The organism is Streptomyces sp. JLYT201 (assembly GCF_059448825.1).
Genome location: NZ_CM182551.1, coordinates 7,492,095 through 7,506,238 on the forward strand (window position 1 = coordinate 7,492,095; position 14,144 = coordinate 7,506,238).

A 14,144-nucleotide genomic window follows, 5' to 3' on the forward strand; every position below is an offset into this window, starting at 1 on the left:
GTCGTCGTTGCGCGGACCGCCGTCAGGCGACGATCAGATAGATCCCGTACGCCACCGCGGCCGCGCACAGCGCGAAGCAGGCGTACGCGCCCACGCGCGGGGCGAGCGCGGCGCCGCCGCCCCCGGCCGTGCGCGCCTGCTCCTGCTTGGTGAGGCCGACGATGCCGAGCGTGAACAGGCCCACGAGGGCGACGGTCACCACGAGACTGACTCCGAAGACGGAGCCGAGAGCTGCCCAGTCGATCTTCATGCTGCTGCTTCCTTAGACCGTGGCGGGCCGGGCGGGGTCCGCCACGGGCGCGGTGTTCTCGGACGGCTCGACGGCCACGACGGCCGCGGTGAGCGGGCCGGCCGGGGGCGGCGTGACCGCGGCGATCGCGGTGGTCACGACACCCGCGGGCTCGGTGTCCCGGGCGGAGCCGCCGATCTCGTCGGCCGTGACGTTGGTGTGGTCGACCGGCTCGCGGCGCGAGAGGGACCAGATGACGGCGGAGCCGCCGACGAGCAGCGCGGCCGTGGCCGCGACGCCCCAGTCGCCCTGCTTGGTGAGCAGCTCGGCGCCCGCGCCGACCAGGCCCGCGGCGGGCAGCGTCAGGCCCCACGCCACGAACATCCGGGTGGCGGTGGACCAGCGGACCACGCCGCCCTTGCGGCCGAGGCCCGCGCCCATCACGGCGCCGGAGCACACCTGGGTGGTGGAGAGGGAGAAGCCGATGTGCGAGGAGGCGAGGATCGCGGTCGCGGCGGAGGTCTGCGCGGCGAAGCCCTGCGGCGGGGCCAGCTCGGTGAGGCCCTTGCCCATGGTGCGGATGATCCGCCAGCCGCCGAGGTAGGTGCCGAGCGCGATGGCGATGCCCGCGGAGACGATGACCCACATCGGGGGGTTCGCGCCGGGGTTCAGGACGCCGCCGGTGATCAGGGCGAGGGTGATGATGCCCATGGTCTTCTGCGCGTCGTTCGTGCCGTGGGCGAGCGAGACGAGGCCCGCCGAGGCGATCTGCCCGGCGCGGTAGCCCTTCGACGTCGCCTTCTCGTCCGTCTTGCTGCTGATCCGGTACGTGAGCCGGGTGGCGAGCGAGGCGGCGATGCCGGCCACGAGCGGGGCGGCGATCGCGGGGAGCAGCACCTTGGTGACGACCGTGCCGCCGTTCACCGACGACCAGCCCATGGACATCACAGCGGCGCCGATCAGACCGCCGAACAGGGCGTGCGAGGAGCTGGACGGCAGACCCAGGAGCCAGGTCAGCAGGTTCCAGAGGATCGCGCCCACGAGGGCGGCGAATATGACCTCTGTCTTGAGGCCGTCCTCATTGATGATGCCGCCGGAGATGGTCTTGGCGACTTCGACGGAGAGGAACGCTCCGACGAGGTTCAGCACGGCGGACATGGCCACCGCCGTCTTGGGCTTGAGAGCGCCTGTCGAGATGGTCGTGGCCATCGCGTTGGCTGTGTCGTGGAAACCGTTCGTGAAATCGAACACGAGAGCGGTGACGATCACGATCCCGAGGAGAAGCGTGATGTTTTCCATTTACCCAGGCTTCTGTTAGACGTCAGTGGCTCGTGGACCGTAGGCAACCTGAGTGAACGGAAAGTGAACTGGACAGGGCTTGGTGGTGACCCTCCGGGGGAAGCTGCCGCGCCACGTCCTTCCGGCATACACCGGCAGGCGCGCCGGTGGAGCGGCGAGGGCCCGGCGCGGGCCCGGAATTGGGCCGTCCGAGGGGCTTTTGGAAGGCCCGTGCTCAGCCCCGCGCGAACCGCTTGAGCTGTGCCGTCGAACCGCCGAAGAGATTCTGGTCACCCGGCAGCGGGCCGCGGTCGGCGTACTGCCAGAAGGTCCAGGACGACCAGCCGCTCGGCAGCGGCTCGGGCGCGGCCGACCAGCGGGCGAGCCACAGCGGGTGCCCGCCGAAGGCGCGGCTCGCGCCGGTGCAGTCGTTCCACCACTTCGTGGTCGTGTAGATCACGGGCGTGCGGCCCGAGCGGCGCCTGATCTCGTCGCTGAAGGACTTGATCCAGGCGACCATGCGGGCCTTGCTCAGGCCGTAGCACTTCCGGTCCCCGTAAGGATTCTGCTCGATGTCGAGGGCGGGCGGCAGCGTCCAGCCGTCGGGCGTCCACTGCCCGCCGTTGCGCAGGAAGTACGCCGCCTGCGTCGCGCCGGACGACCGGTTGGGCAGGGCGAAGTGGTACGCGCCGCGCAGGAGCCCGGCCGCGCGGGAGCCGTCGTACTGCTGACGGAAGTAGGGATTGCGGTAGGTGTGGGACTCGGTGGCCTTCACATAGACGAAGCGCGCGCCCTTGGCCTTCGCCGCCGGCCAGTCGACGTTCTTCTGGTGCGAGGACACGTCGTGTCCCCGCGGCTCGCCCGCCGCCGACGCCGGCACTTCGGCGAGCACTGCCCCGCCGATCGCCAGGGCCGCGACGGACGCGGCGAGGGCGTGTGCGCGACGACGGGACGGGGTGTGAGCACGGGCCATTCTTCCCCCAGATGGCGACGTGTGTGAAAAATCACCCAGAGGCTACTGGAAGATTCACCTAAGAACGTTCAATCCTCGGCCAAGCGTGTCGAGCGGGGTGAATCGGTTCAAAGAGGCGCATGGGCCGGGGTGTTCGCGGGCGAGCGACCGCTGCGGGACCGGTCCCTTTCCGGCCGCCGCCTGACAGGATCGCGGCATGACTGAGCAGCGACAGGAGCAGGGGCGGGGCACGGCGGGCGGCGCGGCGCGGGAGGAGGTCGCCCGGGCGTGGGACGAACTGGTGGCGACCGCGCGCAGGACGGTGTCCGAAGGCCTCGTCGTGGGCACCTCGGGCAACGTCTCCGTACGCGTCGGGGACACCGTCCTCGTCACGCCGAGCGGCGTGGCCTACGACGCCCTCGGCCCGGCCGACGCGGTCGGCGTCGACCTGGACGGCAAGCGGCTCTTCGGCGCCCTGAGCCCCACCAGCGAGCTGCCCATGCACCTGGAGATCTACCGCGCCACCGGTGCGGGCGCCGTCGTCCACACCCACGCCGTCCACGCCACCGCCGTCTCCACGCTCGTCCCCGAGCTCCCGGCCGTCCACTACATGACCGGCGCCCTCGGCGGCCCGGTCCGCGTCGCCCCCTACGCCCTCTACGGCACCGACGAGCTGGCCGCGCACATGCTCCACGCCCTGCGCGACCGCACGGCCTGCCTCCTCCAGAACCACGGCACGGTCGCCTACGGAGACACCCTCACCCAGGCCTACGACCGCACGGCCCAGCTGGAGTGGATGTGCCAGGTGTGGCTGACGGCCCGTTCGGTGCCGGGCCTGACCCCGTCCCTGCTGTCCCCCGAGCAGGTGGCGCAGGCGGGCGGAAAGCTGAAGAACTACGGCCAGCGGACGTGAGCCCGTCCGGCGCACGGGGACGGGGCGCGAGCCCGGTGCGCACCCGTGAGGGCCACGCCCACTGGCCGCACCGCCCACCCCCGCAGACACTGGACCCGTGCGCCCAGCCAAAGCAACGGCCGCAGCCGTAACCGCCGCCACCACGGCCGCCCTGACGGCGATCGCGGCGGGCCGCTACGCCAGCGACGCCGCCCTCAAGACCCCGGCGGACCGCCCCCTGCCCACGGAGCGGCGCCTGACCGTGCACGCCACCGCGGCGGGCCAGGTCGCCCTGACCCGCTCCCTGGCGTCCCTGCGCCCGGGCGTCTACGGCCTGACGGGCCCCGACTGCCACGCCGTCGTCGGCCCCGTCGTCGAAACGGCCCCCCATCCGGCCGACACCGTCGTACGCCGCCTGGAACGGGTCACCCACGGCACCCTGGAGCCCGGCGCCAAGGTCTGGCTCACCCCGCAGGTCCACCTCGGCGACCCCCGCTCCGCCCTCGGCATCGACCACGCCGACGTGGAGATCCCCGGAGAACTCGGCGCGCTGCCCGCGTGGTTCGTGCCCGGCACCCGCGACACCTGGGTCATCGCCGTGCACGGCCTCGGCACCACCCGCGCGCACCCCATGGTCGTCCTGGACTTCCTGCGCGCGCAGCGCCTCCCGGTCCTCGGCCTCGGCTACCGCGGCGACCCGGGCGCCCCGCCCGCCACGGACGGCCTCGGCCACCTCGGCGAGACCGAGTGGCGCGACCTCGACGCCGCCATCCGCTACGCCGTGCGCTACGGCGCCCGGAGCGTCGTCCTGCACGGCTGGTCCACCGGCGCCGCCATGGCCCTGCACGCCGCCGCGCACTCCGCGCTGCGCGATCGCGTGGCCGGGCTCGTCCTGGACTCGCCGGTGCTCGACTGGGAGGTCACGCTGCGGGCCCTCGCCACCGCGCGCGGCATCCCCGCCCCGCTCCTGCCGCTCGCCGTGCGCGCCGCGCAGGGCCGCACCGGACTGCGCGGCGACCGCGTCGTGAAGAGCGCGGACCCCGGCGCGCTGCGGGTGCCCACGCTTCTCGCGCACGGCCCCGGCGACACCGTCGCCCCCTGGGACCTGTCCCGGAGCCTGGCCGCGGCGCGCCCCGACCTCGTGACCCTGCACACGGTTCCGGATGCGCCCCACGGAGCCATGTGGAACGCCGACCCCGCCCGCTACGAAGAGGCGCTGCGCCGCTTCCTCACCCCCCTCATGTGAATCTCCCGCACCGCGCGGCCACTGTCCTCGCGGCGCTCATCCGGGATTCCGTTTGGGTTTTCGGACCGTCAACAGGAAGACTGCTCCTGTGACGTCCCGTATTCCGCGCGACTCCCGGCTCCACCTCGTCCGCACCCCGTCGCCCCGGGCCGAAAGGCGAGCGGAGGCGGAGCGTGGTCAAGGCCGCGGCCCCCTCGGCGGCCCCGGCGCGATGACCCAGCGCCGAGCGCGTCGCCCGGCGCCCGTGCCCCCCGAGGGCACCCCCGCGCCCGCCGAACTGGCCCGCATGGCGCGCGCGGGCCTCGCGGGCGCCGTCCGCGCCGCCCGCTGGGCCGAGAACGCCCTGCGCCCCGCGCCCGGCACGGCCCGCCTCAGCGCCGCCGACCGCCCCGCCGCGACCACCGCCCCGCCCTGTGCCGCCGGCGCCCTGTCCGACGCCGCGGCCGAACGGGCCGCGGCCGCCCTGGACGTGACGGTCCACCAGCTGCGCGCGGACTGGGACGCGGCCCGCCTCGCCGGCCTCGTCGAGGTGCACGGCACCGCCGCCCGTCCCGGCTGGCGGCTGCGCGCCTGGGACCGGGACGACGCGGCCGTGCTGCGCGGCTGGGTCGCCCTCTTCGACGCCTGGTCGCTGGTCCACCCGGCACCGGCCGAGCTGCCGCCCGCCTCCGTCGCCGAGACCGTCGAGGCCGTTCCCCAGCTGCTCTCCTTCCTCCAGCTCTCCGCGGGCCCTGTGCCCGTGCCGCAGCTCCTGGACCTCCTCGACCAGCGCGTCCGCGAGCTGCGCACGGAGCGCTGCGAGATCCCCTACGGCCCCCAGGAGGAGCCCCGGCGCCCCGGGGGCGATGCCGGCCCCGCCCACGGCGACGACGTCCCGCTGGCCGACCTGCTCGACTGGGCCCTGCGCGCCCTGGCCGCCGTCGACGCGCTGACCTGCGCGGACGGCCAGGCCACGCTCACCCCGCTGGGCAGCTGGGCGGTGTGGGTCAAGCTGGAGCAGATCTGCGTGGCCGCGCAGAGCCCGGCGGGGAACATCGAGCAGTCCGCCGAGGACATGCTCCGCGGCTGCGCCCGGCTGCGGCCGAACGCGGCCCGCGCCGAGTACCGCGCCTGGCTCGCCGCCCGGGACGCGGGCAGCGCCGTCACCGAGCTCCTCGACGCCGCCCGGGGCGAGGACGCCCTGCTGCGCGGGCTCGCCTTCGAGGCGCTGCGCGTGGTCGGCGCCCCCGCCGAGCCCGACGTGCGCGCCGTCGTCGACGTGGCCTCGCTGCGGCCCTACGCCCTGCTGTGGCTCGCCGAGCACGAGGGCACCGACCCGGAGGACGTCCACCTGGTGCTCACCCGAGAGGAGTCCACCTGGCTGTGGGTCGACACGGCGGCCGCCGTCGCCGACCACGGAGAGGCCGAGCTCCTCGTGCGCCACCTGGAGTCCGCGCCGCAGCCCACCGTGCCCGCGCTGCTCGACGAGGTGCGCACCGTCGGCCACCCGCGCACCGTGCAGGTCCTCGTCGCGCTCGCCGCGGCCCACCCGGACCCGGCCCTCGCGAAGGCCGTGCGCCGCGCCGCGTTCCAGGTGCACACCGGGGGAGTGTGACGCCCGTCAGGCCCTGACCGGTCCCGTGCGGGGCCGGTCAGCCGCCTATTTCGGGGGCGTACGTACCGAAGCTCCAGACGTTGCCCTCGGCGTCCCGGGCCAGGTAGTCCCGGGAGCCGTAGTCCTGGTCCGTCGGGGGCACCAGGATGTCCGCGCCGTGCTCCAGGGCGTGCTGGTGATGGGCGTCCACGTCGTCCACGACGACGTAGATCCCGGCCGGTCCCGCGTTCTGCATCGTCTCCGCGAAGACGCCGCCGGGGCCCTTGGAGCCGAGCATCACCGCGCCGTTGCCGAAGCTCAGCTCGGCGTGCAGGACCGTGCCGTCCTCGCTCTCGTACACACTCGTCGCGGTGAAGCCGAAGGCCTCCGTGAGCTGCGCGATCGCCGCTTTCGCGTCCGCGTACAGCAGCGTCGGGAAGATGCTCGGCCGCCCCCTGCCACCTGCCATGTCGCCCACCCCTCGCAGAAGTCCGCGTGACGTGTCCCCCAGCATGACACCCGGGTCCGACAACGCCCCCGGGCCGCTCAGCGGAAGGTGTTGCACTGCGCCATGTCACCCGTGCGATAGCCCTGGTAGAACCACTGCTGGCGCTGTTTCGCCGAGCCGTGCGTCCAGGACTCGGGGGTGACCCGGCCCTGGTAGCGCTCCTGGATCCGGTCGTCGCCGACGGCGGCCGCCGCGTCCAGACCGTCCCGGATGTCGTCGTCCGTGAGCCGGGTGATCAGCGGCCTGCCCGTCGACTCGTCGGGCGTCCGCGTGGCGTTGTGCGCCCACACCCCCGCGTAGCAGTCGGCCTGCAGCTCGACCCGCACGGCGTTGCTGTCCGCGCCGGTCCGCCCGTCCTGGGAGCGGCCGAGGGTGCCCATCAGGTTCTGCACGTGGTGCCCGTACTCGTGCGCCACGACGTACGCCTGCGCGAACGGGCCGCCGCTGGAGCCGAACTTGGTCCGCAGCTCATCGAAGAACCCCAGGTCCAGATAGACCTGCCGGTCGCCGGGGCAGTAGAACGGGCCGACCGCGGAGGACGCGGCGCCGCACGCGGTGCCCACGCGCCCGGTGAAGAACACGGTCCGCGCGGGCGCGTACTGCCCCTGGCGGCGCGGGAACTCCTGGCGCCAGTAGTCCTGGACGCTGTTGACCACGGCGACGATCCGGCAGTCCTCCCGGGCGTTGGCGTCCTTGCCGGTGCGGCAGCTCTGCTGGACCTGCGCGAGCGAGGAGGAGGAGACGGCGGGCTCGTCACCGGAGTCGCTCAGGCCGAGCTGCTCGGGGCCGACGCCGAAGAACAGGCCGAGGAACAGGGCGATGAGCCCGGCGATGCCGCCGCCGACGGTCGCCCGGCCGCCCGGAATGCGGCTGCCGCGGACGTCCTTCACCTCGGAGGTGTCGAGGTTCGCGTCGTCGTCGAACTGCATGGGCGCACCAGCCTCTGCCTCGCGTCCGGGACGGCGTGGCGCCGCCCCGCGCCGGATCCGGCCACTTCATCCTGGTACGCCGCCCGCGTCCCGGCGCCGGACGGAGGGCCGAACGGGCGACGGGGCCCGTACCGGCAGGCCCGCCGCGGCCGCGCCGCGCCGTGCGAGCGGGCCCCGGCCGGGTCGCGCCCGCCGCGTTCCGCCGGACACCGGGCCGCGCGGGCGCGGCGGAAAATCGGTTGCACGCCCCCGGTAGAATTGCCCCATGGCCATTCTCCTCCTGCATTAGACGGCTCAGCGGCGCGCCCCGCGCGCGCATGTCGCCTTGCACCTTTCGCCCGCTTCCGCCGTCCTTACCCGCCCAGGAGTCTGACCGTGATCACCGCCTCCGGTATCGAATTGCGTGCCGGTGCCCGCATCCTCATCGAGAACGCGACGTTCCGTATCGCCAAGGGCGACCGCATCGGTCTCGTCGGCCGCAACGGCGCGGGCAAGACCACGCTCACCAAGTGCCTCGCCGGTGAGGGCTCCCCGGCCGGGGGCACCATCACCCGCTCCGGCGAGGTGGGCTACCTCCCGCAGGACCCCCGCACCGGCGACCTCGACGTGCTCGCCCGCGACCGCGTCCTGTCCGCCCGCGGCCTCGACGTCCTCCTGCGCAAGATGCGGGAGAACGAGGAGCGCATCGCCAACGGCAAGGGCTCCACGCGCGAGAAGGCCATGAAGCAGTACGAGCGCCAGGAGACGGAGTTCCTCACCAAGGGCGGATACGCCGCCGAGGCCGAGGCCGCCACCATCGCCGCCGCGCTCAACCTCCCCGACCGCGTGCTCGGCCAGCCCCTGCACACGCTCTCCGGCGGTCAGCGCCGCCGCATCGAGCTGGCCCGGATCCTGTTCTCGGACGCCGACACCCTGCTCCTCGACGAGCCGACGAACCACCTGGACGCCGACTCGATCGTCTGGCTCCGCGACTACCTGAAGACGTACCGCGGCGGCTTCATCGTCATCTCCCACGACGTCGACCTCGTCGAGACGGTCGTCAACAAGGTCTTCTACCTGGACGCCAACCGCTCCACGATCGACGTCTACAACATGGGCTGGAAGCTCTACCAGCAGCAGCGCGAGTCCGACGAGAAGCGCCGCAAGCGCGAGCGGCAGAACGCGGAGAAGAAGGCCGCGGCCCTGCACTCGCAGGCCGACAAGATGCGCGCCAAGGCCACCAAGACCGTCGCCGCGCAGAACATGGCGCGCCGCGCCGACAAGCTCCTCGCCGGCCTGGAGGAGGTGCGCCAGTCCGACAAGGTCGCCAAGCTGCGCTTCCCCGAGCCCTCGCCGTGCGGCAAGACCCCGCTCACCGCCGAGGGCCTGTCGAAGTCGTACGGCTCCCTGGAGATCTTCACGGACGTCGACCTCGCCATCGACAAGGGCTCCAGGGTCGTCATCCTCGGGCTCAACGGCGCGGGCAAGACCACCCTCCTGCGCCTCCTCGGCGGCGTCGAGAAGCCCGACACCGGCGAGGTCAGGGAGGGCCACGGCCTCAAGCTCGGGTACTACGCCCAGGAGCACGAGACCCTGGACCCCGACCGCACGGTCCTGGAGAACATGCGCTCGGCCGCCCCCGACCTCGACCTCGTCGAGGTGCGCAAGACGCTCGGCTCGTTCCTCTTCTCCGGGGACGACGTCGACAAGCCCGCGGGCGTCCTGTCCGGCGGGGAGAAGACCCGCCTCGCGCTCGCGACCCTGGTCGTCTCGTCCGCGAACGTGCTCCTGCTCGACGAGCCCACCAACAACCTCGACCCGGCCAGCCGCGAGGAGATCCTCGGCGCGCTGCGCACCTACAAGGGCGCCGTCGTCCTCGTCACGCACGACGAGGGCGCCGTCGAGGCGCTCCAGCCGGAGCGGATCATCCTGCTCCCGGACGGCGTCGAGGACCTGTGGGGCGCGGACTACGCGGACCTGGTCGCCCTCGCCTGACCTGCGTCGGGGCCCTGGCCGGCACACCCGGCGAGGGCCCTCTTGACGTGCACCGCCCCAGGTGGCCCCGGGGGCGTGATCGAATCACTGATCCACTCCGTATGGATCATTCGGCCGATCCGTGATCCTTCATCTGTGTGAGGCGTCCTCATACCGAGATGTGCGATACACGCATGTCGGCACCGCGCGCGGCCCGTGCGCCCCTGTTCTCCCGGCACGCCCCTGACCTGCCCCTTCCTCGCGGAACCCATTCGGAGGTAGGGAGAGAAGCGTGCGGAATCGTTAATTCCGCTCATGGCGTCCCGCTTCCGTACTGCGAATCAAGTCACACGGACCTTGCCGAATGGGTGGCCAGGACGCCCGGTAGGGGTGATCATGAGAAGTCCAGAGCGCACTTCCCATGAGGAGGCACGGGTGGCCGAGACTCTGAAGAAGGGCAGCCGGGTGACCGGCGCCGCGCGCGACAAGCTCGCGGCAGACCTGAAGAAAAAGTACGACGCCGGTGCGAGTATCCGGGCGTTGGCCGAAGAGACCGGCCGTTCGTACGGATTTGTGCACCGGATGCTCACTGAGTCGGGTGTCGTGTTGCGCGGCCGTGGCGGTGCGACGCGAGGCAAGAAGGCCGCCTCCGTCTGACACCCGCCGCTGTCCGCGGCTCTCGTGGCCCGAGGGTGACCACCCGGTCGGCCGTCCGTTCGGCCGGGTGGTTACTGTGCAGTCACTTAGGGGTGCCTCCCAGCGCCCCGACTGACGACTGCACCCATCGGAGGCACTGATGGCTTCGCCCGACAGCCGACAGAGCGCGGCGGCACCGGTTCTCGACAAGGACGGCGTACGCCTCACGGTCGAGGACGCCGTGGCCACGGTGACCCTCACTCATCCGGCCAAGCGCAACGCCCAGTCGCCCGCGCTGTGGCGGGCGTTGGCCGAGGCCGGACGGGCGCTGCCCGGCAGCGTCCGCGTCGTGGTCCTGCGCGGCGAGGGCAAGTCCTTCTCCGCCGGGCTCGACCGGCAGGCGTTCACGCCCGAGGGATTCGACGGCGAGCCGTCGTTCCTCGATCTGGCACGCGGCGCGGACGACGTCCTCGACGCGACCATCGCCGAGTACCAGGAAGCGTTCACCTGGTGGCGGCGCAGCGACCTCGTGTCCATCGCCGCCGTGCAGGGGCACGCCATCGGTGCGGGCTTCCAGCTCGCGCTGGCCTGCGACCTGCGGGTCGTCGCCGACGACGTGCAGTTCGCCATGCGCGAGACCAGCCTGGGCCTGGTGCCCGACCTCACCGGCACGCACCCCCTCGTCTCCCTCGTCGGCTACGCGCGCGCCCTGGAGATCTGCGCCACGGGCCGCTTCGTGCACGCGGACGAGGCCGAGCGCGTCGGCCTCGCCAACATCGTCGTCCCCGGGGACCAGCTCGACGCCACCGCACGGGACCTGGCCGCCGCGCTGCTCGCCGCGCCGCGGGACGCGGTCATCGAGACCAAGGCCCTGCTCCAGGGCGCGTCGGGCCGCTCGTACGAGGAGCAGCGCGCCGCCGAGCGCGCCGCCCAGGCCCGCAGGCTGCGGGACCTCGCCGGGCTCGGCGACTGAGCACCCGTCCCCACCCGTAAGGAGCAACCGCCCCTGCCCGTAAGGGAGCCGGTGCCCTAGTCCGGCTGCGCGCCGCCGTGGCCCGGCTCGTCGACCGCCGTCACCAGGACCGCCACCGACGGCCGGTCCGGTAGCGCGCCGCCCACCGCCGTCCGCACCGCGCGGGCCACGTCCAGGGCCCGCCGGTCCGCCGCCACGGCCAGCTCCACCTGGACGTGGCGGCGCGGCAGGGAGTCCGGCGACGCGAGCTCCCGTACGTGGACCGCGCGCCCCAGGCCGCCGAAGACGCCGGTCAGCCGGGAAACCCCCGGCACGGCGAGCACGGCCCGGGCGATCCGGCCCTCGGGGGAGTCCTCGGCGGCGGAGCCAGCGGGGTCGGCGGGGCCACCAGTGTCAGCAGGGTCTTCGGGGTCAGCGGGGTCACCGGCTTCGGCGGGGTCCGCGGGGGCCGCGTCGCGTGCGGGCGCCGCCGTCCCGTCCCGGTCCTGCCGCTCGCCCGGCCCCGGCGGCTCGTCGCAGAGCTCCGTGACCCGCAGGTCCACCCGCGCGACCACCAGGCCGAGCCGGTCCGCCGCGGCCGTCGCGAGGGCCGCGCGCAGCCGGGACGCCAGGGCGGGCAGCGGCTCGGCCGTGCCCGCCGCGACCTCCCCGCTGACGCACAGCGGCCCGGGCGGCAGCGCGCTCGGCGGCGCCGGGACCGCCAGCTCACACGCGCCCGGCGGACCCCCGGTGCCCGCCGCCTCCGGACCGGCCGGCGCGACCCGGACGGCCGTGAGCCGCGCTCCCGTCACCCGCTCGGCCGCCCGGCGCAGCACCGCCGTGGCCGCTGCTTCCGTCAGCCACGCGCCGTCCCCCGCACCGCCCAGGGGCAGCACCCTGCCGAGGCCCAGCTGGCGCCGTACCGCCGCCGCCCATCCGTCACCCGTCATCGCTCCAGTCTGCCGCATCCCTGGCGCGCGGGCGCGGGGCCGCGCTTAGTGTGGTGCGAGGAGCAGATCCCCTGTCGAAAAGGACCGCGGTGATGACCGACACCTCAGAGCGCAGGACGCCCCAGACGCTGGAGAAGGGCGCGCACGACTCGCCCGACGAGTCCGGGGGCCGGAGCGGGTCGGTACGGCGCGGCGGCGGTGATCCGGCGACCCGGGGGCGCACCACCATCGCGGACGGCGTGGTGGAGAAGATCGCCGGACTCGCCGCCCGCGACGTCGTCGGCGTGCACGCGATGGGCGGCGGCCTCGCCCGGACCTTCGGGGCCGTGCGCGACCGGGTGCCCGGCAGCTCGAAGTCCGTCACGCGCGGCGTGAAGGCCGAGGTCGGCGAGGTGCAGACGGCCCTCGACCTGGAGGTCGTCGTCGAGTACGGCGTGTCGATCGCCGATGTCGCGCGCGCCGTGCGGGAGAACGTCATCGCGGCCGTGGAGCGCATGACCGGCCTCGAAGTGGTCGAGGTGAACATCGCGGTCAGCGACGTGAAGCTGCCCGACGACGAGGACGACGAACAGCCCCGGCTGCAGTAGCGCGCGCGGCGCACGGCGCGGACCGCACGGCCCGCACGCCATCCGGCACCCGCGGCGGCGGAGTCATGGGCGCCACCCGCGGGAACAGCCTCAACAGCACACGCGCAGGAGCGAAGGAGCGCACGATGAGCATGGCCGTCATCGGCATGATCGCCGGAATGGCCCTGGGCTTCGCCGGGTACTTCGGCGGGTTCGGCGCCTTCCTGCTGGTGGCCGCGTTGGGCGCCATCGGCTTCGTCGCGGGGCGGTTCCTCGAAGGGGACCTGGAGCCCGGCGACTTCTTCCGTACGCGCGGCGACCGGCGGCGGTGAGCGGTGGCGGCGGAGGTCGTGGGGCAGGTCGCGCCCGCCGAGCGCGGCGCGACCCGGATCGCCGACCGCGTCATCGCGAAGATCGCCGCACGCGCGGCGCGGGAGGCGCTGTGGTCGCTGCCCGAGGGGGCCGCGCCGCCGCACGCCACGGTCAGCGTCCTGGCCAGGGCACGAGGCTCCGCGCGCGCCGGTGAGGCCCCGTCCGCGGCCGCCCGCGTCCGCGTCAGCCTGGAGCTGGACTACCCCAGTGACATCGGCGGCCAGTGCGCGGCCGTGCGTCGCCACGTCACCGAGCGGGTAAAGGCGTTGGCGGGCATGGAAGTGCCCGAGGTGGCGGTCCAGGTCGAGCGGCTGCACTCGGCGCAGGCGCGGGCCGCGGCACAGGGGAGGACCCGATGAGCGAGCCCCACGACCCGCACGAGGCCCCCGAGACCCACCAGGCCCCCGACGGGACCGGCCGGGCCCACGGGCCGGGCGGCACCCGGCCCGTGCCCGTCGTCGAGCGGGCCCCCGACGGCCCCGACCCGGCGGCGGGACCGGAGCAGTGGACGTCCGCGGCGTCCTTCGAACCGCACCCCACCCTCGCCCCCGACGAGGACAAGCCCCCCCGCTTCTGGTCCGCGCGCCGCGTGCCCGCCGCGCTCGTCGCGCTCCTGCTCCTCGGCGGCTGCGGGCTCCTCCTGTACGACGTCGTCGCGGTGCGGGCCGACCACCCGGCGATGCGCTGGCGGCGCGAGCTCGCGCGCGAGCTGGCGCAGCGGCCGCTGGACAGCACGGCCGTGCTCGCCGGTGCCGCGGGCGCCGTGGCCGTCGGCCTGTGGCTGCTGCTTCTCGCGGCGACGCCGGGCCTGCGGGCCGTCCTGCCGATGCGGCGCGGGCACGCCGACGTCCGCGCGGGGCTCGACCGGGCCGCCGCCGCGACCGTGCTGCGCGACCGGGCCATGGACGTCGCGGGCGTGCGGTCGGTCCGGGTCCGCATGACCCGGACCAAGGTCGACGTGCGGGCCGAGTCGCACTTCCGCGCCCTCGACGACGTCCGCGGCGACCTCGACCGGACCCTGGCCGACGGCATCCGGGGCCTCGGACTCGGCAGCCCGCCCACGCTCTCCGTCCACGTCGCCCGGCCCGGGAAGAAGGGGTGAGCGCGC

General features: G+C 74.2%; 16 protein-coding genes. 10 read left to right on the forward strand and 6 right to left on the reverse strand.

What is annotated here, in order from left to right; genetic code table 11:
* Window positions 1–22: 22 nt before the first annotated feature.
* The 3 genes from AC5WAM_RS31800 to AC5WAM_RS31810 form a co-directional block, all read right to left on the reverse strand.
* Complete coding sequence (locus AC5WAM_RS31800) at window positions 23–250, reverse strand: hypothetical protein (RefSeq protein ID WP_366792392.1); 228 nt, start codon at window positions 248–250, stop codon at window positions 23–25.
* A 12-nt stretch (window positions 251–262) separates the two neighbouring features.
* On the reverse strand, window positions 263–1,528 hold the full coding sequence (locus AC5WAM_RS31805) for an inorganic phosphate transporter (RefSeq protein WP_495519641.1): 1,266 nt from the start codon (window positions 1,526–1,528) through the stop codon (window positions 263–265).
* 214 nt (window positions 1,529–1,742) lie between these two features.
* A complete protein-coding gene (locus AC5WAM_RS31810) occupies window positions 1,743–2,480 on the reverse strand; it encodes a lysozyme (protein WP_495519642.1) in 738 nt (245 codons plus the stop codon).
* Window positions 2,481–2,676: 196 nt separating this feature from the next.
* Between AC5WAM_RS31810 and AC5WAM_RS31815 the strand changes: the two genes are divergently transcribed.
* From AC5WAM_RS31815 to AC5WAM_RS31825, 3 genes are all read left to right on the forward strand, one after another.
* Window positions 2,677–3,372, forward strand: a complete 696-nt coding sequence (locus AC5WAM_RS31815; RefSeq protein ID WP_495519643.1) for a class II aldolase/adducin family protein — start codon at window positions 2,677–2,679, stop codon at window positions 3,370–3,372.
* 97 nt (window positions 3,373–3,469) lie between these two features.
* A complete protein-coding gene (locus AC5WAM_RS31820; RefSeq protein ID WP_366792396.1) occupies window positions 3,470–4,597 on the forward strand; it encodes an alpha/beta hydrolase family protein in 1,128 nt (375 codons plus the stop codon).
* Between the two features lie 88 nt (window positions 4,598–4,685).
* Window positions 4,686–6,191, forward strand: a complete 1,506-nt coding sequence (locus AC5WAM_RS31825; protein WP_495519644.1) for a hypothetical protein — start codon at window positions 4,686–4,688, stop codon at window positions 6,189–6,191.
* Window positions 6,192–6,228: 37 nt separating this feature from the next.
* Here the strand turns inward: AC5WAM_RS31825 and AC5WAM_RS31830 are convergent, their stop codons facing one another.
* Entirely contained in the window at window positions 6,229–6,639 is a 411-nt protein-coding gene (locus AC5WAM_RS31830) for a VOC family protein (protein ID WP_495519645.1), read from the reverse strand.
* 77 nt (window positions 6,640–6,716) lie between these two features.
* Window positions 6,717–7,607 (reverse strand): KPN_02809 family neutral zinc metallopeptidase, encoded by an 891-nt coding sequence (gene ypfJ / locus AC5WAM_RS31835; RefSeq protein ID WP_172387511.1) that lies wholly within the window; start codon window positions 7,605–7,607, stop codon window positions 6,717–6,719.
* Between the two features lie 375 nt (window positions 7,608–7,982).
* Here ypfJ and AC5WAM_RS31840 point away from each other — a divergent pair, with 375 nt between their 5' ends.
* The 3 genes from AC5WAM_RS31840 to AC5WAM_RS31850 all read left to right on the forward strand — a co-directional run bounded on the left by AC5WAM_RS31840 (window position 7,983) and on the right by AC5WAM_RS31850 (window position 11,169).
* On the forward strand, window positions 7,983–9,581 hold the full coding sequence (locus AC5WAM_RS31840; RefSeq protein ID WP_366792399.1) for an ABC-F family ATP-binding cassette domain-containing protein: 1,599 nt from the start codon (window positions 7,983–7,985) through the stop codon (window positions 9,579–9,581).
* A 414-nt stretch (window positions 9,582–9,995) separates the two neighbouring features.
* Window positions 9,996–10,217: a helix-turn-helix domain-containing protein gene (locus AC5WAM_RS31845; protein WP_030684175.1), complete on the forward strand. Its 222-nt coding sequence runs from the start codon at window positions 9,996–9,998 to the stop codon at window positions 10,215–10,217.
* A 139-nt stretch (window positions 10,218–10,356) separates the two neighbouring features.
* Window positions 10,357–11,169, forward strand: coding sequence for an enoyl-CoA hydratase/isomerase family protein (locus AC5WAM_RS31850; RefSeq protein ID WP_495519646.1), 813 nt, complete (start codon window positions 10,357–10,359; stop codon window positions 11,167–11,169).
* Between the two features lie 56 nt (window positions 11,170–11,225).
* Here AC5WAM_RS31850 and AC5WAM_RS31855 read toward each other — a convergent pair whose 3' ends face one another.
* Window positions 11,226–12,098, reverse strand: coding sequence for a nucleopolyhedrovirus P10 family protein (locus AC5WAM_RS31855; RefSeq protein ID WP_495519647.1), 873 nt, complete (start codon window positions 12,096–12,098; stop codon window positions 11,226–11,228).
* Between the two features lie 92 nt (window positions 12,099–12,190).
* Here AC5WAM_RS31855 and AC5WAM_RS31860 point away from each other — a divergent pair, with 92 nt between their 5' ends.
* The 4 genes from AC5WAM_RS31860 to AC5WAM_RS31875 all read left to right on the forward strand — a co-directional run bounded on the left by AC5WAM_RS31860 (window position 12,191) and on the right by AC5WAM_RS31875 (window position 14,138).
* Window positions 12,191–12,685 carry an Asp23/Gls24 family envelope stress response protein gene (locus tag AC5WAM_RS31860; protein WP_495519648.1) on the forward strand — a complete coding sequence of 165 codons (495 nt, stop codon included), beginning with the start codon at window positions 12,191–12,193 and terminating at the stop codon, window positions 12,683–12,685.
* Between the two features lie 125 nt (window positions 12,686–12,810).
* A complete protein-coding gene (locus tag AC5WAM_RS31865) occupies window positions 12,811–12,996 on the forward strand; it encodes a hypothetical protein (RefSeq protein ID WP_138959002.1) in 186 nt (61 codons plus the stop codon).
* 3 nt (window positions 12,997–12,999) lie between these two features.
* Complete coding sequence (locus tag AC5WAM_RS31870; protein ID WP_366792403.1) at window positions 13,000–13,395, forward strand: Asp23/Gls24 family envelope stress response protein; 396 nt, start codon at window positions 13,000–13,002, stop codon at window positions 13,393–13,395.
* Complete coding sequence (locus AC5WAM_RS31875) at window positions 13,392–14,138, forward strand: DUF6286 domain-containing protein (protein ID WP_495519649.1); 747 nt, start codon at window positions 13,392–13,394, stop codon at window positions 14,136–14,138. The genes AC5WAM_RS31870 and AC5WAM_RS31875 overlap by 4 nt, the downstream gene beginning before the upstream one ends.
* The last annotated feature ends 6 nt before the right edge of the window (window positions 14,139–14,144 follow it).

Excerpts from the sequence above, each read along its gene's own strand:
- AC5WAM_RS31860 (WP_495519648.1), top strand. The coding sequence starts at position 12,191 with ATGACCGACACCTCAGAGCGCAGGACGCCCCAGACGCTGGAGAAGGGC.
- AC5WAM_RS31800 (WP_366792392.1), bottom strand. The coding sequence starts at position 250 with ATGAAGATCGACTGGGCAGCTCTCGGCTCCGTCTTCGGAGTCAGTCTC.
- AC5WAM_RS31855 (WP_495519647.1), bottom strand. The coding sequence starts at position 12,098 with ATGACGGGTGACGGATGGGCGGCGGCGGTACGGCGCCAGCTGGGCCTC.
- AC5WAM_RS31815 (WP_495519643.1), top strand. The coding sequence starts at position 2,677 with ATGACTGAGCAGCGACAGGAGCAGGGGCGGGGCACGGCGGGCGGCGCG.
- ypfJ (WP_172387511.1), bottom strand. The coding sequence starts at position 7,607 with ATGCAGTTCGACGACGACGCGAACCTCGACACCTCCGAGGTGAAGGAC.
- AC5WAM_RS31805 (WP_495519641.1), bottom strand. The coding sequence starts at position 1,528 with ATGGAAAACATCACGCTTCTCCTCGGGATCGTGATCGTCACCGCTCTC.
- AC5WAM_RS31875 (WP_495519649.1), top strand. The coding sequence starts at position 13,392 with ATGAGCGAGCCCCACGACCCGCACGAGGCCCCCGAGACCCACCAGGCC.
- AC5WAM_RS31850 (WP_495519646.1), top strand. The coding sequence starts at position 10,357 with ATGGCTTCGCCCGACAGCCGACAGAGCGCGGCGGCACCGGTTCTCGAC.
- AC5WAM_RS31810 (WP_495519642.1), bottom strand. The coding sequence starts at position 2,480 with ATGGCCCGTGCTCACACCCCGTCCCGTCGTCGCGCACACGCCCTCGCC.
- AC5WAM_RS31830 (WP_495519645.1), bottom strand. The coding sequence starts at position 6,639 with ATGGCAGGTGGCAGGGGGCGGCCGAGCATCTTCCCGACGCTGCTGTAC.
- AC5WAM_RS31865 (WP_138959002.1), top strand. The coding sequence starts at position 12,811 with ATGAGCATGGCCGTCATCGGCATGATCGCCGGAATGGCCCTGGGCTTC.